Consider the following 17,721-nt stretch of genomic DNA (forward strand, 5'->3'; position numbering starts at 1 on the left):
AGCCTCAGACCTGTTCGACCGTCACGCCGTCCTGCTGGTAGAAGGCCAGGTGGTCGCCGATGCTCGCCGCGTCGTCCTTGGGCCGTTCGTAGCTCCACACCGCGTTCGGGTAGGTCCGCGACTTCGACATGATCGAGAAGTAGCTTGCGTCGCCCTTGAACGGGCAATGAGTGCTGTGGTCCGTGCGGTCCAGGAACGCCATCGCCACGTCCTCGCGCGGGAAGTAGATCACCGGCTCGTGCCCGTCCTCGCGCAACTCCATCGCGCGGGCGGATTCGGCGATCACGGCGCCGCCGGCGCGGACCACCCAGGTGCCCTGGGCGGGTTTGATCGAGATGATGCTCATGGCTGCTCCAAATGGTCTGTCCCGCACGGAATGGCCGGGAGTCTGAATGTCCCTCAGATAGCCCGGCAGGCCCGCTTTAGCCAGTCTTGCGCGGGACCGTCCAGCAGCGGGCCGATCTCGGCGGCGACGCGGGCGTGGTAGGCGTTCAGCCAGTTGCGCTCCTCGGCGGTCAGCGCGTCCGCGTCGATGAGCCGCCGGTCGATCGGCACCAGCGTCAGCGTCTCGAATTGCAGCATCGCGGGCACGGTCTGACCGGGTAGGGCGGGCGCGGCCTCGACGGCGACGAGGTTCTCGATCCGGATGCCGAAGGCGCCCTCGCGGTAGAAGCCCGGCTCGTTCGACACGATCATCCCGGGTTCGAGCGGCACCGTCCCGGTGCGCGCGATGCGCTGCGGGCCTTCATGCACCGACAGGTAGGATCCCACGCCGTGGCCGGTGCCGTGGCCGAAATCGAGGCCCGCCTGCCACAGCGTTGCGCGGGCAAAGGGATCGATGTCGCGCCCGGCGAGGCCCACGGGAAAGCGCAGACGCGACACCGCGATCATGCCCTTCAGCACGCGGGTGAAGGCGTCGATCTCCTCGGCCCCCGGTTCGCCCACGGCCATCGTGCGGGTGATGTCGGTGGTGCCGTCGCGGTACTGCCCGCCGCTGTCCACCAACAGCAGCTCGCCCGCGCGCAGCGGGCGGTCGGTCGCCTCGCTGACGCGGTAATGCACGATCGCGGCGTTGGGCCCGCTGCCCGAGATCGTTTCGAACGAGATGTCTTCGAGGCAGCCGGTCGCCACGCGCTCGGCCTCCAGCCGCTTCACCACGGCAATCTCGGTCAGATCGCCCGGCGCCTCGGCGTCGAGCCAGGCCAGAAAGCGCGCCATCGCCGCCCCATCGCGCCGATGCGCGGCGCGCGCGCCGTCGAGTTCCGCGGCGTTCTTGCGCGCCTTCGGCAGCAGGCAGGGATCCGGCGCCTCGACCGGCGTCGCGGTCAGCGCTTCGGCCACTGCCACGGGGCACGAGGCCGGGTCGATCCGCACCGGGGCGTCCAGCGCGGCCAGCGCGGGCAGGAACTCGCCCACCGGGCGCACCGTGACGCGGGGGCCGAGATGTGCCGTCGGATCGTCGCCCAGCCCCGACAGCTTGGCTTCGTCGATGAACAGCGACACGCGCGCATCGGCGTGGAGCACCGCGAAGGCATGCGGCACCGGGTTTCGCACGATGTCGCTGCCCCGGATGTTCAGCAGCCAGGCGATGGAATCGGGCAGGGTGATGACGCAGGCCCTCGCGGGCGCGATGGCGGCGGCAACGCGCGCGATCTTGTCCGCGTGCGGCTCTCCCGCAAGCTCGACGGGCTGCGCCATGACCGGACCGCAGGGCGGCGCCGGCTGGTCTTGCCAGACCCGGTCGACCAGGTTGGCGCAGGGCACCAGTGTCGCGTCGCCCGCGCCGGTTTCCAGCGCGCGCTTCTGGTCGAGGGTGAGCAGCCAGGGATCGAATCCCACGCGGCCCGCGCCAAGCGCGCCGCGGATCCATTCGGCCAGCCCGGTGGCGGGCCAGTCGACGCGCTCGAACACCTCGGCCACCTGCGCGCGGGCCTGCACGGTGTAGCGCCCGTCGACGAAGATCGCCGCGCGCTCGCGCAGCGCCACGCACCAGCCGGCCGAGCCGGTGAACCCGGTCAGCCACGCCAGCCGGTCGTCGCGCGGGGCGACGTACTCGCCCTGGTGCGCATCGGCGCGGGGCACGATGAAGCCGTCCAGCCCCTCGGCCGCCAGCGCCACGCGCAACGCGGCAAGCCGCTCGACGCCCTGCTCGGGTGACGACTTGACTGCGAAATCCTGAAACATTCCGTCCCTCGCCTGCCGGCCGGGCACGCTGGCCCGGTCTTCTGGATTCTCTGTCGTGAAAGCAGGGGCATGAACCCCGCCCGCTAAGACGCCCGCTTGATCCCCGCGAACCGCGCCCGCGCCCGCGGGTCGCTGTCGAAGAGCGACGCCAGCTGCTCGGTCATCGCACCGGCCAACTGCTCGACATCGGTGATCGTCACCGCGCGGTTGTAGTAGCGCGTCACGTCGTGGCCGATGCCGATGGCCAGCAATTCCACCTGCTTCTTGCGCTCGACCATGGCGATCACGTCGCGCAGGTGCTTTTCCAGGTAATTCGCCGGGTTCACCGACAGCGTCGAATCGTCCACCGGCGCGCCGTCCGAGATCACCATCAGGATGCGCCGCGCCTCGGGGCGTCCGACCATGCGGCGGTGCGCCCATTCCAGCGCCTCGCCGTCGATGTTCTCCTTCAGCAGGCCCTCTTTCATCATCAGGCCCAGGTTGTCGCGCGTGCGCCGCCAGGGCGCGTCGGCCTGCTTGTAGACGATGTGGCGCAGGTCGTTGAGGCGACCGGGCTGCTGTTCGCGCCCGGCATTGAGCCACGCCTCGCGCGCCTGCCCACCCTTCCACGCGCGGGTGGTGAAGCCCAGGATCTCGACCTTGACGCTGCACCGCTCGAGCGTGCGCGCCAGCACGTCGGCGCAGATCGCCGCGATGCTGATCGGCCGCCCGCGCATCGAGCCGGAATTGTCCAGCAGCAGCGTCACCACCGTGTCGCGGAACTCCATGTCCTTCTCGACCTTGAAGGACAGCGGCGTGGTCGGGTTGGCCACGACGCGCGCCAGCCGTCCCGCGTCCAGCACGCCCTCTTCCTTGTCGAACTCCCAGGACCGGTTCTGCTGCGCCTGCAGGCGGCGCTGCAGCTTGTTTGCCAGCCGGCCCACCGCGCCCTTCAGCGGTTCCAGCTGCTGGTCGAGATACGCCCGCAGGCGCTCCAGCTCGACCGGCTCGGCCAGGTCCTCGGCGGCGACCTCCTCGTCGAACTCGGTGGTATAGACCGTGTAGGCGGGATCGGCCTCGGAAACCGGGGCGGGCGCGGGCGGTTCGTGCGGGGCCTCGCCCTCGGGCATCTCGGTTTCCTGGCCCTCTTCCTGGTCGGCCATCTCGTCCATGTCGACCTGGGCCTGGGACGCGTCCTGCGTGTCCTCCTGGCTCTGCTCGGCGCTGGCCTCGGCATCCTCGGACGTCTCGTCGTCGTCGCCGGTGCTGTCGGGCTGCTCCTCGTCCTGCTGGCTCTCCTCGCTGCCCTCGTCGTCGGATTCGTCGTCGAGTTCGTCGGGATCGTCGCCCAGCTGGTCGCCATAGCCGAGATCGGTGATCATCCGCCGTGCGAACCTGGCAAAGGCGGCCTGGTCGCTCAGCGTGTCCTCGAGCCCGGCCAGCGTCTGCCCGGCCTGGCCTTCCAGCCGGTCGCGCCACAGGTTCAGCACGTTGGCCGCGTCTGGCGGCAGGTCGCGCCCGGTGGCGAGGTTGCGGATCAGGTAGGCGGCGGCGGCGGGCAGCGGCGCCTCGGCCACGTCGCGGATCTGGCCATAGCCCTTGCGCGCCGCGTCGTGCCCGATCTTGGCGTCGATGTTGCCGGCGGTGCCGGGCATGTCGCGCGCGCCCATCGCCTCGCAGCGGGCGGTTTCCATCGCTTCGTAGAGCTCGCGCGCTATGTCGCCCGGCGGGGCATAGCGGGCATGGGTGTTCGCGTCGTGGTAGCGGCGGTGCAGCGCCAGCGCGTCGGCGGTGCCGCGCGCCAGCAGCACCTCGTCGCGGGTCATCCGGCGCGACACCTGCGGCAGGCGCATGGCGTCGCCGGACACACCCGACGGGTCGACGGTGTAGCTGACCGAAAGCTCGGGGTCGTCGGCCATGACCTTGGTGGCTTCGGCCAGCGCCTTCTTGAACGGATCGGCGGGGTTGTCGGAATTCTGCGCCATGGTCGGTCCATTCCTAGGGTTGGACCGAACCTAGACCCTCGCGCGGGCGAACGCCAGTGGGGGCGGGGGCCGTTCAGCCCCAGACCGTCAACCCTGGCCGACCGGGTTCACCCCAGGATCAGCTGGTCGCACATGGTGATCTCGCGCCGCGCGACCGAGGCCGCCATGCGCGCGCGGACGACGTCCTGGGTGGAATACGACATCCGGAACAGCCGCGCCTGGGCGTTCTTCGCGCCCAGCCGGTAGCTCGACAGCCGCGAGGGCGCAACCCCGCTGCCCGGCGTCACCGCGTCCAGCAGGTCGGCGAACATCTCACGCCGCGCGGCGGACGTCTCGGCATCGCCGCCGGTGCGGACCGCGTGTTCCGCGGCCGCCGCGTAGCGGCCGAGGCAGGTGGCGAAGGCCTTAGCCCGTTCGCCCGTGTCGAGCGGCATGGCAAGGGCCGGGGCGGCGCAGAGCACCGCGAGAACGAGGAGAGAGGAACGAAGCGGTTTCATGCGGCCGAGCATTCCGCAGAACCGCTTAGAAATGGTTAAAGCCCGAGCGCGCAGCCGTTAACGGAATGGCACGTGTGGTATGTGAGCCCCTGCCGCCGCCCACATCTCGGGCGCTCAGGCCATCGACAGGCGCGCGGCGCTTTCGGGCAGTTCCTCGTCGAAGCAGCGCTGGTAGAACTCCGCCACGGTCTGGCGCTCGAGTTCGTCGCACTTGTTGAGGAACGACACCCGGAAGGCATAGCCCACGTCGCGGAAGATCTCGGCGTTCTGCGCCCAAGCGATCACCGTGCGCGGCGACATCACGGTCGACAACTCGCCGTTCATGAAGGCGCGGCGGCTGAAATCGGCCACGGTCACCATCTGGCGCACCGTGCGGCGGCCCTTCTCGGTGTTGTAGTGCGGCGCCTTCGACAGCACGATCGAGGTCTCGGCGTCGATCGACAGGTAGTTCAGCGTGGCGACCAGTGACCAGCGGTCCATCTGGCCCTGGTTGATCTGCTGCGTGCCGTGATAAAGCCCCGTCGTATCGCCCAGGCCGACCGTGTTGGCGGTGGCGAAGATGCGGAAGTACGGGTGCGGGGTCAGCACCTCGTTCTGGTCCAGCAGCGTCAGCTTGCCGTCGGTCTCCAGCACGCGCTGGATCACGAACATCACGTCGGCGCGGCCGGCATCGTATTCGTCGAACACGATCGCTGCCGGGTTGCGCAGCGCCCAGGGCAGGATGCCTTCCTGGAACTCGGTGACCTGCACGCCCTTGCGCAGCTTGATCGCGTCCTTGCCGATCAGGTCGATCCGGCTGATGTGGCTGTCGAGGTTCACGCGCACGGTGGGCCAGTTCAGCCGGGCCGCGACCTGCTCGATATGGGTCGACTTGCCGGTGCCGTGATACCCCTGGATCATCACGCGGCGGTTGTTGCGGAAGCCCGCGAGGATCGCCAGCGTCGTGTCGGGGTCGAACTTGTAGGTGCTGTCGATATCGGGCACGCGGTCGGTGCGATCGGGGAAGCCGTGCACGATCATGTCGGTGTCGACGCCGAAGACTTCGCGGACAGAGAGTTCCTCGGTCGGTTTCGCGTTGATGTCGATCGCACCGTTCGCCATGGTCATCGTGTCCTTCGTCGCGTCCTCGGTTTGGCACCTCTGGTGCAACATATCGCCGGCAGGGGCAAGGGGAAGCGCGTGGGGCCCGCATGACGCCGCTGGACGAGATCGAGGCCATGATCGCCCGCGTCGCCATGGGCGACCGACGGGCATTCCGCGCGCTCTACGACCGGACGTCGGTGAAACTTTTCGGCGTCGCGCTGCGTGTGTCCGGCAACGAGGCGGCGGCCGAGGAAGTCCTGCAGGAGGTGTTCCTGAAGGTCTGGGACAATGCCGGCCGCTACCGCTCCAACGGATATTCGCCGATGACCTGGCTGATCACCATCGCGCGCAACGCGGCCGTGGACCGCCTGCGCCGGGCCCGCGCCTCGGGCGACCACGCCCCGGTGTCCGAGGCGGACGACCTGTTCGACCCCGGCCCCGACCCCGAGGCGCTGGCCGTCGCCCGCGACGAGACGCGCGCGCTGGATGCCTGCCTTGCCGAACTGCCCGCCACGCGCGCGGCGATGGTGCGCGGCGCGTATCTCGATGGGCTGACCTATGCCGACATCGCCCGTGTCTCGGGCGTCAAGCTGAACACCGTGCGGACCTGGCTGCGCCGCAGCCTGATGCAGCTGAGGGAGTGTCTGAGCCGATGAGCGCCGACGACGACACCGACTTGCCGGGCGGCTGGGAAGCCGCGGCCGCCGAATACGTGCTGGGCCTGCTGTCCGAGGACGAGGCGCAGGGCTTCGAGGCGCGGATGCGCGAGGACCCGGACCTGGAACAGGACGTCGCCGCCTGGCGCGACCACTTCGCCACGCTGACCGATCCGGTCGCCGCGCAGGCGCCGCCGCCGCGGGTCTGGGGGCGGATCGAATCCGATCTTTTCAAGCCCGCGCGCAAGCCGATATGGCGCCAGCTTCTGCCCTACGGCGTCGGCGCCGTATTAGGGGCCACGCTGGCCTGGGCGGTGTTCGTCAGCGGCGTTCTGGTGCCGCAGGAGGTCGATTTCCGCGCCGCGCTGGAACCGGTCGAGGGCACGCTGGCGCTGACCGCGCGGTTCGATGCGCAAAGCGGCGTGCTGGCGGTCGACCTCGCCCAGGGCGACGTGCCCGCGGATCGCGCGCTGGAGCTGTGGCTGATCGCCGGCGAGGGCGTGGCCCCGGTCTCGCTGGGGCTGCTCGACGCCTCGGGCGGTGCGGTGCGCAGCCTGCGGCCCCTGCTGGCCGAGCGCGTGCCCGGCGCCACGCTCGCCGTGTCCGAGGAGCCGCCCGGCGGCTCGCCCACCGGCGCGCCGACCGGCCCGGTGCGCGCGGCGGGCCAGCTGATAGCGACCTGAGGCGGGCATAGACCCGCCTCACGCACGCGTGATCGAAAAAAGCGCGCCCGCCGAAACTGCCCGCGCGAAACCTGCGTGTCTGCCCGTGATCCCGCCGCTGGTGGCGGGGCAAAATCAGGAGACACCGTGACCCGGACCAAGACACTCCTCGCCGCGACCGCCATGATCGTCGCCGGTGCAGCCCATGCGCAGATGCAGAACCCCTTGGTCGGCGGCGCCGAGATGTTCGCCGACCGCACGATCGTCGAGAACGCCGTGAACTCGGCCGACCACGAGACGCTGGTCGCCGCCGTGCAGCAGGCCGGCCTCGTCGACACGCTGAACGGCGAGGGGCCTTTCACCGTCTTCGCGCCCACCGACGCGGCGTTCGACAACATCTCGGACGACAGCCTCGCCGCGCTGATGATGGACCGCAACAAGGCGCAACTGGCGCAGATCCTGACCTGCCACGTGGTCGCCACCAGCGCGATGTCCGACGCCATCGCCGGCATGATCGCCGATGACGGCGGCATGCACGCGATCCCCACCGTCGGCGGCTGCACGCTTCAGGCCAAGATGGTCGGCAACGCCATCGTGCTGGTCGACGAGAACGGCCGCGAGGCCGAGGTCACCATCGCCGACGTGCGCCAGTCCAACGGCGTCATCCACGTGATCGACCGCGTCCTGCTGCCCAGGCAGTAACCCCCCGGCGGCGTGGCCGGAACCCCGGGCCGCGCCGCTTTCCCGATCACACGCGTCTTCGCGTGATCGTGTAACCCCGCGGCCTTGTCGCGGAGGGGCCGGGGGCGCATCTTTCCGCAAACGAAGGAGCACGCCATGAACCGCCGACACTTCCTTTTCTCGACGGCCGCCCTGTCGCTTGCGGCCTTCGCGCCGTTCGGCCTGGGCCGCTGGGGCGCGGCCGAGGCCGCCGAGGGCGACTTTCCCGTCACCCGGACCGAGGACGAGTGGAAGTCCATGCTGTCCGACCTCGAATACAAGGTCATGCGCCAGGAAGGTACCGAGCGCGCCTTCTCCTCGCCGCTGCACGACCTCAAGACGCCCGGCACCTATGTCTGCCGGGGCTGCGACCAGGCGCTCTATTCCTCCGAGCACAAGTTCGACAGCGGCACCGGCTGGCCCAGCTTCTGGCAGGCCATCGACGACAAGGCCGTCGAGACCAAGCCCGACCGCACGCTGTTCATGACCCGGACCGAGTGCCACTGTTCGAACTGCGGCTCGCACCTGGGCCACATCTTCGAGGACGGACCCGAGCCCACCGGCTTGCGCCACTGCATCAACGGCGTCAGCCTGGTCTTCCGCGAGGCCTGATGCCGCGACACTTCGATCGGGCAGGGCCGCGCCGCAGGGCGCGGCCCTTTTCGTGCGCCCCGTACCCCGCATCGACGTGCTTGGCGCTGGCGGATGTCGGGCCTAGAATGGCCGCATGAGCCTCTCCTTCGACCGCCTCGTCGAGCGTCAGATCCAGAAGGCCCTTGCCGAGGGCCGCCTGAGCGGTCTTGCGGGCGAGGGCAAGCCGCTGCCCGACCGCTCGGGCGAGGCGCATCTCGACATGGCGACCGCCGTCGTCACGCGCATCATGGCCGAGGCCGGGGCGCTGCCCGAAGAGTTCAAGATCAAGAAGCTGCTCGAGGCCGCGCGCCACCGCTTCCAGCAGGCGGAAGGCCCCGAGGAAAGGCGCCTCGCGATGGCGCTGATCGCCGATCTCGAGCAGCGCCACAACATCGCGGTCGAAGCCCGCCGGCGCTTCATGGCCCCCTGAAGCGCGCGCGCCGCGCAGCCCCTCCGGAACGCGAAAGGCCGCGCCCGACGGCGCGGCCTTGTCCTGCCCGGGGCGCAGGCCCTCACTTGAAGCTGCGGCTGTCCTTCAGCTGGTCCCAGGCCCAGACCACCTGCTGCAGCTGGTCCTCCTGGCTGCGGTCGCCGCCGTTGATGTCCGGGTGCAGGACCTTGATCAGCGCCTTGTAGGACCGGCGGATCTCGGCCTTGCTCCAATCGTCCTCGGCCTCGAGGATCTCCAGCGCCTTGCGCTCGGTCGGGGGCAGGCGGCGGCCGCCGGCCTTCTTGCGGCCCGGGTTGCGCGTCGCGTTGTCGCCCAGCACCTGGTGCGGGTCCTCGATCCCCAGCCGCGCCCAGGCCTTCGCCTCGGGGTCGCGCCAGTCCTTGGTGCGCCGGTCCCAGACCTTGTCGGCGGTCGCCTGCGCGTTCATCTCGGCCTCGGTCTTGCCGTCGAAGAAGCTCCACTGCGAGTTGTATTCGCGCACGTGGTCCTTGCAGAACCAGAAGAAGTCATCCAGCACGTCCGGCGCCTTGGGCGCTCGGAACTTGCCGGGCTCCTGACAGCCCTCATGGTCGCAGACGCGCGTCGACGTCTCCTGTTCCCCGGACATGCCGCGCCGGCCACGCGGATTCTTCTTCTTGGCCGACTTGATGGACATGTCGAAACCGAAGGGGTCTGGTCTGCTCATGGGCTCACCTCTTTTCGACTCGGACGCCGGAGTTTAGACTATGGGTCCGGGTTTTACAGGGGGCAGTGGGAAAAATGTCGAAGCTTGAGACGATCGAGACCCGCCTGCGCGAGGCCTTCGACCCGCGCGAGCTGGAAGTGCGGGACGACAGCGAACGCCATCGCGGCCACGCGGGCTACCAGGAAGGCGGCGAAAGCCATTACCACGTCGTCATCCGGTCGGACCGGTTCGACGGTCAAAGCCGCATCGCGCGACACCGCGCGGTGCATTCGGCGCTGGGCGCCGATCTCGTTGCCAGCATCCACGCGCTGTCGCTCGACCTCGGGACCTGAGGCCGGCCGCGCGGGAGCGGGGGCGTCCCGCCACGGCGTCGGCGAACATGCGCCGGTCGGGGCGCCGCCGCGTCCGCCGCGGCGTTTCAGTCGTCTTCGCGCCGGCGCTCGCGGCGGTCGCGCGTCAGCCGGGGGTCGTTCGGGTGCGTCTCGAGCGCGTGGCCCTGCGGCGGACCGGCGAACAGCTTGCGTACCGGGGCGGCGATCGCCGGATCCTCGCGCGGGGGGGCGAAGCGCGGCTTGCGGCGCGGACCGTCGCGCGTGGCCGTCAGCCTGGCCTTCGGGCGCGACTCGGCCTCGGCTCCGGATGCGTCGCGATCCGCATCCCCGTGGCCTTCGTCCCGACCCGTATCGCTGCCCTCAATGGGCTCTACCTGCACGTCCTCTTGCGGTTCGTCCGCAAACTGCTCGGCCGGCACCGGGTGGGCCGCATGCGCGGCGGCCGGCTGCGCCTGCACCAACGGCGTTACCGGAGCCGCGGGCCGGACCGCCTGCTCGGCGCCCGTGCTGCGGCGGAACACCAGCAAGTGCCGCCACACCGTCTGCGTATGCGTCAGGCCCGCCCGTTCTTCCGAGGGCAGGGCGTCGGTGCGCTGGTACTCCCAGCCCTTCGCCGCCATCTCGTTGATCACCCGTTCCACCGCCGCGGCAAAGCGGGCCTCCGGCGTCTTCAGTCCGCGCTCCTTCTCGCCACGTTCCGGCGCGGGGACGATCTTGTATTCGTAGCTCATGGAATCCTCTCCCCCGTCATGATGCGGGGGGACCGGTGGGTGGCAAGCCTGTCACGGTCGGCCCGTGCGACGCCGTGGCGTCGGGCCGTACCGGTGCGGCGATGGGTACCGCGACTGCGGAACAGGCGGAAAGTCAGGGAAGAGCGCCCTCAGCGGCGCCGGTTGAGCGGGTCGGACCGGCGATGCGCGATGCGCTTGTCGATGGCGCGCGCCTCGGCCCGCAGCAGGACGACACCGGCGCCCGCGACGGCCAGCGCGATCAGGGGGACGGCGAATTCGAACAAGCTCATGTTTCGGCCTTTCTCATCATGCCGAGAATATAGTGCGCGACCGCGTGCAATACCAGTCCCGTCAGACCCCACCACAGCGTCGATACGCCCATCGACACCGCGTCGGCGGTCAACGGCCGAAGCACAGCGAAACCGATCAGCCCCAGCCCGATCGCGTTCAGGAACCCCGAGAACAGTTTCACCCGCTCGTTGTGGACGACGATGTCGTCTCGCAGCCGGCTCATCGGCCAGCGCCCGGCGCAAAAATCAACGAAAGGTAAAACTGTCTCTGCAACCCATTGATCTTGCTGGGGCGCCCCGGTGTCCCACCGTGGGACACGGGTTACAGCCCCAGCTTCGCGGTGACGATCTCGTTCACCGCCTTGGGGTTGGCCTTGCCGCCCGTGGCCTTCATCACCTGGCCCACGAACCAGCCTGCCAGCTTCGGATTCTGCTTCGCCTTCTCCACCTGGTCGGGGTTGGCCGCGACGATCTCGTCCACCGCGGACTCGATCGCGCCGGTGTCGGTGACCTGCTTCATGCCGCGCTCTTCCACGATCGCCTCGGGATCGCCGCCCTCGGTGTAGACGATCTCGAACAGGTCCTTGGCGATCTTGCCGCTGATCGCGTCGGACTTGATCAGCCGCACGATGGCGCCCAGCTGCGCCGGGCTGACCGGGCTGTCCTCAATGCTCCGGTCGTCCTTTTTCAGGCGGCCGAACAGCTCGTTGATCACCCAGTTGGCCACCAGCTTGCCGTCGCCGCCTTCGGCCACGGCGCGCTCGAACCACGCGGCGCTGCCCAACTCGGCCGTCAGGACCGAGGCGTCGTATTCCGACAGGCCGAACGCCTTCACGAAGCGCGCCTTCTTCTCGTCGGGAAGCTCGGGCAGGTTCGCCGCGATGTCGTCGACCCAGGCCTGCTCGATCTCGAGCGGCAGAAGGTCGGGATCGGGAAAATAGCGGTAATCGTGCGCCTCTTCCTTCGAGCGCATGGACCGTGTCTCGCCCTTGTCGGGATCATACAGGCGGGTTTCCTGGACCACGTTTTCGCCCGCTTCCAGCAGCGCGATCTGGCGGCGCGCCTCGTACTCGATCGCCTGCTGGATGAACCGCATCGAGTTCATGTTCTTGATCTCGCAGCGCGTGCCGAGATGGCTGAAATCCTGCGTCTCCTGGTACTTCTCGTACTGCCCCGGACGGCAGACCGACACGTTCACGTCCGCGCGCAGATTGCCGTTCTGCATGTTGCCGTCGCAGGTGCCGAGATAGCGAAGGATCTGGCGCATCTTGGCGACATAGGCTGCGGCCTCTTCGGGACCGCGGATGTCTGGCCGGCTGACGATCTCCATCAGCGCGACGCCGGTGCGGTTGAGGTCGACGAAGGACATGTTCGGGTCCATGTCGTGGATCGACTTGCCGGCGTCCTGCTCGACGTGGATCCGCTCGATCCGCACCACGCGGGCGATGCCGGGCTCCATGTCGACGACGATCTCGCCCTCGCCCACGAGCGGGTGGTAGAGTTGGCTGATCTGGTAGCCCTGCGGCAGGTCGGGGTAGAAATAGTTCTTGCGGTCGAAGGCGCTGACCAGGTTGATCTTCGCCTTCAGCCCCAGCCCGGTGCGCACCGCCTGCTCAATGCAGAATTCGTTGATGACGGGCAGCATGCCGGGCATTGCCGAATCCACGAACGAGACGTTCGAGTTCGGCTCGGCCCCAAATTGCGTGGACGCGCCCGAGAACAGCTTGGCCTTGCTGGCGACCTGGGCGTGGACTTCCATGCCGATCACCAGTTCCCAGTCGTGCTTTGCCCCGGCGATCACCTTGGGCTTGGGCGTCTCGAAGGTCAGGTCCAGCATGGTGCGCTCCTCGGGCGGTCGTTTTCGGGGGTTCTAGGCCAGCGGCGGGGGCCGGGCAAGTGGCCGAAGTGTCGGCTTGCACAGGCTTCGGCTTTGGGCGACGCTGCGCCGTCATGATCCCGCGTTCGATCCTTTCCCTGCCGGTCGTCCTGTCGCTGTGCGTCGCCGGCGGCGCCTCGACAGCCCAGCCGGCCCCGCCGGTCACGCCGGAGACCCTGTCGGTGGCCGATCAGGTCGAGGGCGCGGTCACGACGTCCACGGCCGCAGTGGCCGAGTCGCTTCGACCGGTGCCGCGGCCCTTCGTCATACCGCCTGCGCGATGGGACGAAACCGGCGCGCCGCACAGCTGGACGATGGCCGCCCTGCAGGCGTTGCGCGGCCATGCGCGCGCGCTGCCGGCCATGGTGCCCGCGGACATCAACGCCTGGTGCCCCGGCTATCGCAGCGCCGGGCTTGCGGGGCGCGAGGCGTTCTGGGTCGGGCTGATCTCTTCGCTCGCCTGGCACGAAAGCACGCACCGCCCGAACGCCGTGGGCGGGGGCGGGCAGTGGTTCGGGCTGGTGCAGATCTTCCCGCCGACCGCGCGGCTTTACGATTGCCGCGCCCAGAGCGGCGAGGCGCTGAAGGACCCCGAGCGCAACCTGTCCTGCGCGCTGCGGATCATGGCGCGCACGGTTCCCCGTGACGGCGTCGTCAGCGCCGGCATGCGGGGCGTCGCGGCGGATTGGGGTCCGTTCCATTCCTCGCGCAAGCGCGACGACATGCGCGACTGGCTGCGCCGGCAGCCCTATTGTCGCGGGCTGGCGCGTTCGCTGCGTCCGCAATTGCGACCGTTCGAGCCTCAGGCACCGATGGTGGAGACGATGGAGGTTCGGACCCCTCCGGCGCAGCCCTGAGCAAGGGTCTCCTTACTTGGCGGGACTGGAAACAGGTCCGATGCGCGCCGGGAGGCGTCCGGCTCGCCTAGTACGCCTTCAGCCAGCTGGGCCGCCGCGTCGCATCCACCAGCGAGACCGCCGGCGCCTTGTCGCCGCCAAGCGCCAGCGTCGCGCGGCGCAGGATCTCGATCCCGTCCTCGGACCGCGCGGGCAGGGCCGAGGGCGAGATCGGTTCGCCGACCGTCACCCGGTAGGGCTGGCGTGCCTTGTTCAGCGTCTCGTGGAACAGGGTGATGTCGCGCAACGTCGGGTGGATCAGGTCGAACAGGTAGAACAGGACCGAGTTGCGCGCCCGGATGTGGATCGGGATCACCGGCAGGTCGAACTTGCGCGCGATCATCGCGGCCGAGGGCATCCAGGGCCGTTCGTGCAGGCTCAGCCCCTCGCGCTTGGCCAGGCGGCCGGCGGGGAAGATCACGCCCAGGCGGCCTTCCTCGACGGCGCGGCGGGTATAGGCCATCGTCTCGCGCGTCTTGGCGTGGGTGCGCTTTTCGGGGCGCCATTCGACCGGCGCGATCATCGTTCCCATCTGCGGCAGGACGCGCAGGATGTCGTGGTTCGCGAAATAGTAGGCCTCGGGCCGCACCTGGCGCAGCAGGTGGTGCAGGATGATGCCGTCGGCGATGCCGCTTGGGTGGTTCGCGACCACCAGTGCCGCGCCGCGCCTTGGAAGGTGGTGCAGTCCAGATATTTCGACATCGCCGGCCAGCATGTCGCCCATGGTGCGCATGATCTCGGGGGCGGGCATGTCGCGAACCGCCTGCCCGATGGCCAGCGTCTTCTCGTAGCCCAGCGTCCGGTTGAGGATCGACCGCGCGACGCCGACGCCGGCCCTGTTCGAGAATAGCCATGGCGCGCGTTCTGCGATAAGCGGGTCGATGCGATCTTTCATTCGGTCACCCTGAACATCACTTAGAAACGCGTGCGTGACGGTTCCGGTTCCAGCTTAACACGCTGGACGGCGGGGTCCAGCGCCCCCGGCGCGATGCGGCTGCCGGGCGTACGCCCGCCGATCTGTGGCAGCCGGCATTCAGCGCCCGCCCGCCACGTCCCAGAAGCGTCCGCGTCACGTAGGACGACCGGTCCGACAAAAGCCACAGGATCGCCTCGGCGTGTTTCTCCGCGGTTCCGGTCCGCGGCGGCGTCGGCCCGGGCAGCGCCCTCACGACAGGATGCGGCCGACCATCTCGGACGTATCGCGCGAGAGCCCGTCCTTCGCCGCGATGCGCTCCAGCTGCTCCTTCATCATTGCCTGCCGCCCGGTATCGTAGCGCCGCCAGGTCTGGAACGCGCTGCACATGCGCGCCGTGGTCTGCGGGTTCAGCGGGTCGAGGCGGAGCAGCCAGTCGGCGAGCAACCTGTAGCCCGCGCCGGTCTTGTGGTGGAAACCGGCATGGTTCATCGCCAGCGCGCCCAGCACGGCGCGGAAGCGGTTGGGGTTCTTCCAGTCGAAGGCGGGGTGCTGCGTGAGCGCCTTGGCCCGGTCGGGGGCCTCGGCCGGGTCGGCGGCGGCGATCTGAAGGCCGAACCACTTGTCCATCACCAGCCGGTCGCCCTGCCACTGGTCATGGAAGGCGTCCAGTTCGGCCCGCGCCTCGCCCGCGCGGATCAGGCACGTCAGCGCCGAGAGTTGCAGCGTCATGTTGTCGGCCGCCGCGAACTGCGCGCGCGCCGCGGCGCCGCCGTCCAGTCGCGTGCGCAAGGCCAGCACCGCGCCGCCCAGCGACCGCTTGCCGGATTGCTCGGCATCGGGCGCATAGGGCGCATCGACCTGCGCCTGCGCGGCAAGGTCGTCGAGCATCGGCTCGAACCGCTTCGCCATGGCGTCGGCCATCGCCTCGGTCGAGTTGCAGATCGCATCCGGGTCGGGAGTGACGCCCTTCTCGTGCAGCACCTGCGCCAGTTCCGCCTGCGTGGGCAGCCCCAGCATCAGCGCCCGGAACGCGGGGTCGAGCGTTTCGTCCCGCAGCACCCGTCCCAGCGCGTCGATCCAGGTCGCGTCGGGCTCGGCGCCGTCGCGGATCATCGCGATCAGCGCCTCGCGCGCGAGGCTGCGGGACGAGTCCCAGCGGTTGAAAGGGTCGGCGTCGTGCGCCAGCAGAAAGGCGCGCTCCTCAGCCGGCACGTCGCGCTCCAGCACGACCGGCGCCGAGAACCCGCGCAGGATCGAGGGGACGGGACGGGCGGAAAGCCCCTCGAAGGCAAAGCTCTGCTTGCCTTCTGTCATTTCGAGCATCCGGGTCGGCACCGCCTCGTCGCCGTTGGGCGACAGCAGGCCAACGGCGATCGGGATCACCTGCGGCGCCTTGTCGGGCTGCCCGGGCGTGGGCGGAGTGACCTGGGTGAAGGTCAGCGTGTAGGTGCCGTCGTCCCAGGCTTCCTCGACCGACAGGCGCGGGGTGCCGGCCTGCGAATACCAGCGCTTGAACTGCGATAGGTCGCGGCCGGTGGCGTCCTCGAAGACGCGCAGCCAATCCTCGATCGTGGCGGCGTCGCCGTCGTGGCGGTCGAAATAGAGATCCAGCGCCTTGGCATAGGCCTCGTCGCCCACCAGCCGCTTGAGCATGCCGATCACCTCGGCGCCCTTCTCGTAGACCGTCGCAGTGTAGAAGTTGTTGATCTCCTGGAAGCTTTCCGGCCGCACCGGGTGCGCCAGCGGGCCCTGGTCCTCGGGGAACTGGCGCGCGCGCAGCTGGGCCACGTCCTCGATCCGCTTCACCGCCGCGCTGCGCAGGTCCGACGTGAACTGCTGGTCGCGGAAGACGGTCAGCCCCTCCTTGAGGCACAGCTGGAACCAGTCGCGGCAGGTGATCCGGTTGCCGGTCCAGTTGTGGAAATACTCGTGTGCGATGATCGACTCGATCCGCTCGAAATTCGCGTCCGTCGCGGTCTCGGGGCTGGCGAGAACGGCGGCCGAGTTGAAGATGTTCAGCCCCTTGTTCTCCATCGCGCCCATGTTGAAATCGTCCACCGCGACGATGTTGAACACGTCGAGGTCGTATTCGCGGCCGTGGACCTCCTCGTCCCAGGTCATGGACTTTTTCAGCGCCTCCATCCCCCAGGCGCACTTGCCCTCGTCGCCCGGCCGCACCCAGATGTTCAGCGCGACCTCCTTGCCCGATCGGGTGGTGAACGTGTCCGGATGGTTGCGCAGGTCGCCGGTCACCAGGGCGAAGAGGTAGGCGGGCTTCGGCCAGGGGTCGTGCCATTCGGCCCAGCCGTCGCCGGACCCGGTCGGGTTGCCGTTCGACAGCAGCACGGGCAGGTCGGACTCGATGCGCACCGAGAAGGTGGCCATCACGTCGGGCCTGTCGGGGTAGTAGGTGATCTTGCGGAAACCCTCGGCCTCGCATTGCGTGCAATACATGCCGCCCGACATGTAGAGCCCTTCCAGCGCCGTGTTCGACGCCGGCGCGATCTCGACCTCGGCCTCCCAGGTGAAGGCGCCCTCGGGCACCGCACAGCGCAGGCCCTGCGGCGTGATCTCGGGCGTGACCTCGGCGCCGTCGATCGTGGCGCGGATCAGGCTCACGTCCTCGCCATGCAGGAAGAAGTCCTGCGCAGGTGCCGCGGGATCGGGGGCGAAGCGGATGCGCGAGAGTATGCGCGTTGCTTCGGGCGCCAATCGGAAGGTCAGCGAGACGTCCTCGACCCGCCAGCCGAAGGGCTTGTAATCGCTGAGGTACACGGTCTGCGGCGCGGCGTCCTTCATATCGTCTCCCGGGGCGTTTGACGGAACGGTTCGTGGTCCTAGAGTGTTATGCCGACGACAGGGCGGTCGCAATGGGCGGCCGCTGGAACCACCACAGGAGCGAACATGTCCCCTCCCGACACCAACACCGAGAAGCAGGCGAAGCGGCACAAGCCCGCGCTGGGCGGGATGTGGCTGGGCCTCGCCTTCGTCGCGTTGCTGTTCATCGGCTACGTCGTCTACGAAATCGTCAGTGGTGAGGAGCCAGAAGGCGCCGAAACGCAGATTCAGCCAGGCGTCGATACCGAAATCGTGCCGAGCGAGTGACCGCGCCCGCCGTGTACCGGTCACGGGACGCGCGTGGCCG

Annotated in this window: 20 protein-coding genes; 8 read left to right on the forward strand and 12 right to left on the reverse strand. The window is 69.2% G+C overall.

Features of this window, described 5'->3' with window-relative positions:
• Positions 1-4 precede the first annotated feature (4 nt).
• The 5 genes from BLW27_RS02805 to cobS all read right to left on the reverse strand — a co-directional run bounded on the left by BLW27_RS02805 (position 5) and on the right by cobS (position 5,746).
• Positions 5-346, reverse strand: a complete 342-nt coding sequence (locus BLW27_RS02805) for a DUF427 domain-containing protein (RefSeq protein ID WP_089878945.1) — start codon at positions 344-346, stop codon at positions 5-7.
• A 53-nt stretch (positions 347-399) separates the two neighbouring features.
• Positions 400-2,184 carry an aminopeptidase P family protein gene (locus BLW27_RS02810; protein WP_089878948.1) on the reverse strand — a complete coding sequence of 595 codons (1,785 nt, stop codon included), beginning with the start codon at positions 2,182-2,184 and terminating at the stop codon, positions 400-402.
• 83 nt (positions 2,185-2,267) lie between these two features.
• Positions 2,268-4,148 carry a cobaltochelatase subunit CobT gene (gene cobT / locus BLW27_RS02815; protein ID WP_089878951.1) on the reverse strand — a complete coding sequence of 627 codons (1,881 nt, stop codon included), beginning with the start codon at positions 4,146-4,148 and terminating at the stop codon, positions 2,268-2,270.
• A gap of 107 nt (positions 4,149-4,255) precedes the next feature.
• Positions 4,256-4,645, reverse strand: a complete 390-nt coding sequence (locus BLW27_RS02820; RefSeq protein ID WP_143042198.1) for a hypothetical protein — start codon at positions 4,643-4,645, stop codon at positions 4,256-4,258.
• A gap of 114 nt (positions 4,646-4,759) precedes the next feature.
• Positions 4,760-5,746, reverse strand: a complete 987-nt coding sequence (cobS, locus tag BLW27_RS02825) for a cobaltochelatase subunit CobS (RefSeq protein WP_089879704.1) — start codon at positions 5,744-5,746, stop codon at positions 4,760-4,762.
• An 89-nt stretch (positions 5,747-5,835) separates the two neighbouring features.
• Between cobS and BLW27_RS02830 the strand changes: the two genes are divergently transcribed.
• From BLW27_RS02830 to BLW27_RS02850, 5 genes are all read left to right on the forward strand, one after another.
• The gene (locus BLW27_RS02830) at positions 5,836-6,384 is read left to right on the forward strand and encodes a sigma-70 family RNA polymerase sigma factor (protein ID WP_089878956.1); all 549 of its coding nucleotides are present in this window, start codon (positions 5,836-5,838) and stop codon (positions 6,382-6,384) included.
• A complete protein-coding gene (locus BLW27_RS02835) occupies positions 6,381-7,067 on the forward strand; it encodes an anti-sigma factor (RefSeq protein WP_089878959.1) in 687 nt (228 codons plus the stop codon). The genes BLW27_RS02830 and BLW27_RS02835 overlap by 4 nt, the downstream gene beginning before the upstream one ends.
• Positions 7,068-7,229: 162 nt before the next feature.
• A complete protein-coding gene (locus tag BLW27_RS02840) occupies positions 7,230-7,748 on the forward strand; it encodes a fasciclin domain-containing protein (RefSeq protein WP_089879707.1) in 519 nt (172 codons plus the stop codon).
• Positions 7,749-7,883: 135 nt separating this feature from the next.
• On the forward strand, positions 7,884-8,378 hold the full coding sequence (gene msrB, locus BLW27_RS02845; protein ID WP_089878962.1) for a peptide-methionine (R)-S-oxide reductase MsrB: 495 nt from the start codon (positions 7,884-7,886) through the stop codon (positions 8,376-8,378).
• Positions 8,379-8,493: 115 nt separating this feature from the next.
• Positions 8,494-8,829, forward strand: coding sequence for a DnaJ family domain-containing protein (locus BLW27_RS02850; protein ID WP_089878965.1), 336 nt, complete (start codon positions 8,494-8,496; stop codon positions 8,827-8,829).
• Positions 8,830-8,911: 82 nt separating this feature from the next.
• Here BLW27_RS02850 and BLW27_RS02855 read toward each other — a convergent pair whose 3' ends face one another.
• Complete coding sequence (locus tag BLW27_RS02855) at positions 8,912-9,535, reverse strand: J domain-containing protein (RefSeq protein ID WP_089878967.1); 624 nt, start codon at positions 9,533-9,535, stop codon at positions 8,912-8,914.
• 74 nt (positions 9,536-9,609) lie between these two features.
• Here BLW27_RS02855 and BLW27_RS02860 point away from each other — a divergent pair, with 74 nt between their 5' ends.
• The gene (locus BLW27_RS02860) at positions 9,610-9,867 is read left to right on the forward strand and encodes a BolA family protein (protein WP_089878970.1); all 258 of its coding nucleotides are present in this window, start codon (positions 9,610-9,612) and stop codon (positions 9,865-9,867) included.
• Positions 9,868-9,953: 86 nt separating this feature from the next.
• Here BLW27_RS02860 and BLW27_RS02865 read toward each other — a convergent pair whose 3' ends face one another.
• The 4 genes from BLW27_RS02865 to gatB all read right to left on the reverse strand — a co-directional run bounded on the left by BLW27_RS02865 (position 9,954) and on the right by gatB (position 12,725).
• Positions 9,954-10,598 carry a DUF4177 domain-containing protein gene (locus tag BLW27_RS02865; RefSeq protein WP_089878973.1) on the reverse strand — a complete coding sequence of 215 codons (645 nt, stop codon included), beginning with the start codon at positions 10,596-10,598 and terminating at the stop codon, positions 9,954-9,956.
• Between the two features lie 149 nt (positions 10,599-10,747).
• Positions 10,748-10,888, reverse strand: a complete 141-nt coding sequence (locus tag BLW27_RS21110; protein ID WP_177177805.1) for a hypothetical protein — start codon at positions 10,886-10,888, stop codon at positions 10,748-10,750.
• Positions 10,885-11,112, reverse strand: coding sequence for a hypothetical protein (locus tag BLW27_RS02870; protein ID WP_089878976.1), 228 nt, complete (start codon positions 11,110-11,112; stop codon positions 10,885-10,887). The genes BLW27_RS21110 and BLW27_RS02870 overlap by 4 nt, the downstream gene beginning before the upstream one ends.
• Positions 11,113-11,210: 98 nt before the next feature.
• Positions 11,211-12,725 (reverse strand): Asp-tRNA(Asn)/Glu-tRNA(Gln) amidotransferase subunit GatB, encoded by a 1,515-nt coding sequence (gatB, locus tag BLW27_RS02875; RefSeq protein ID WP_089878979.1) that lies wholly within the window; start codon positions 12,723-12,725, stop codon positions 11,211-11,213.
• 113 nt (positions 12,726-12,838) lie between these two features.
• Here gatB and BLW27_RS02880 point away from each other — a divergent pair, with 113 nt between their 5' ends.
• Positions 12,839-13,621 carry a transglycosylase SLT domain-containing protein gene (locus BLW27_RS02880; protein ID WP_177177806.1) on the forward strand — a complete coding sequence of 261 codons (783 nt, stop codon included), beginning with the start codon at positions 12,839-12,841 and terminating at the stop codon, positions 13,619-13,621.
• Positions 13,622-13,688: 67 nt separating this feature from the next.
• On the opposite strand, the gene BLW27_RS02885 is transcribed toward BLW27_RS02880, so the two are convergent.
• Complete coding sequence (locus tag BLW27_RS02885) at positions 13,689-14,555, reverse strand: lysophospholipid acyltransferase family protein (protein WP_089878982.1); 867 nt, start codon at positions 14,553-14,555, stop codon at positions 13,689-13,691.
• A 270-nt stretch (positions 14,556-14,825) separates the two neighbouring features.
• Positions 14,826-17,375 carry an aminopeptidase N gene (pepN, locus tag BLW27_RS02895; protein WP_089878987.1) on the reverse strand — a complete coding sequence of 850 codons (2,550 nt, stop codon included), beginning with the start codon at positions 17,373-17,375 and terminating at the stop codon, positions 14,826-14,828.
• Between the two features lie 105 nt (positions 17,376-17,480).
• On the opposite strand from pepN, the gene BLW27_RS02900 reads away from it, so the two are divergent.
• A complete protein-coding gene (locus tag BLW27_RS02900) occupies positions 17,481-17,681 on the forward strand; it encodes a hypothetical protein (RefSeq protein WP_089878990.1) in 201 nt (66 codons plus the stop codon).
• Positions 17,682-17,721: the final 40 nt, after the last annotated feature.

This window comes from Citreimonas salinaria, from assembly GCF_900107235.1.
Classification (GTDB): domain Bacteria; phylum Pseudomonadota; class Alphaproteobacteria; order Rhodobacterales; family Rhodobacteraceae; genus Citreimonas; species Citreimonas salinaria.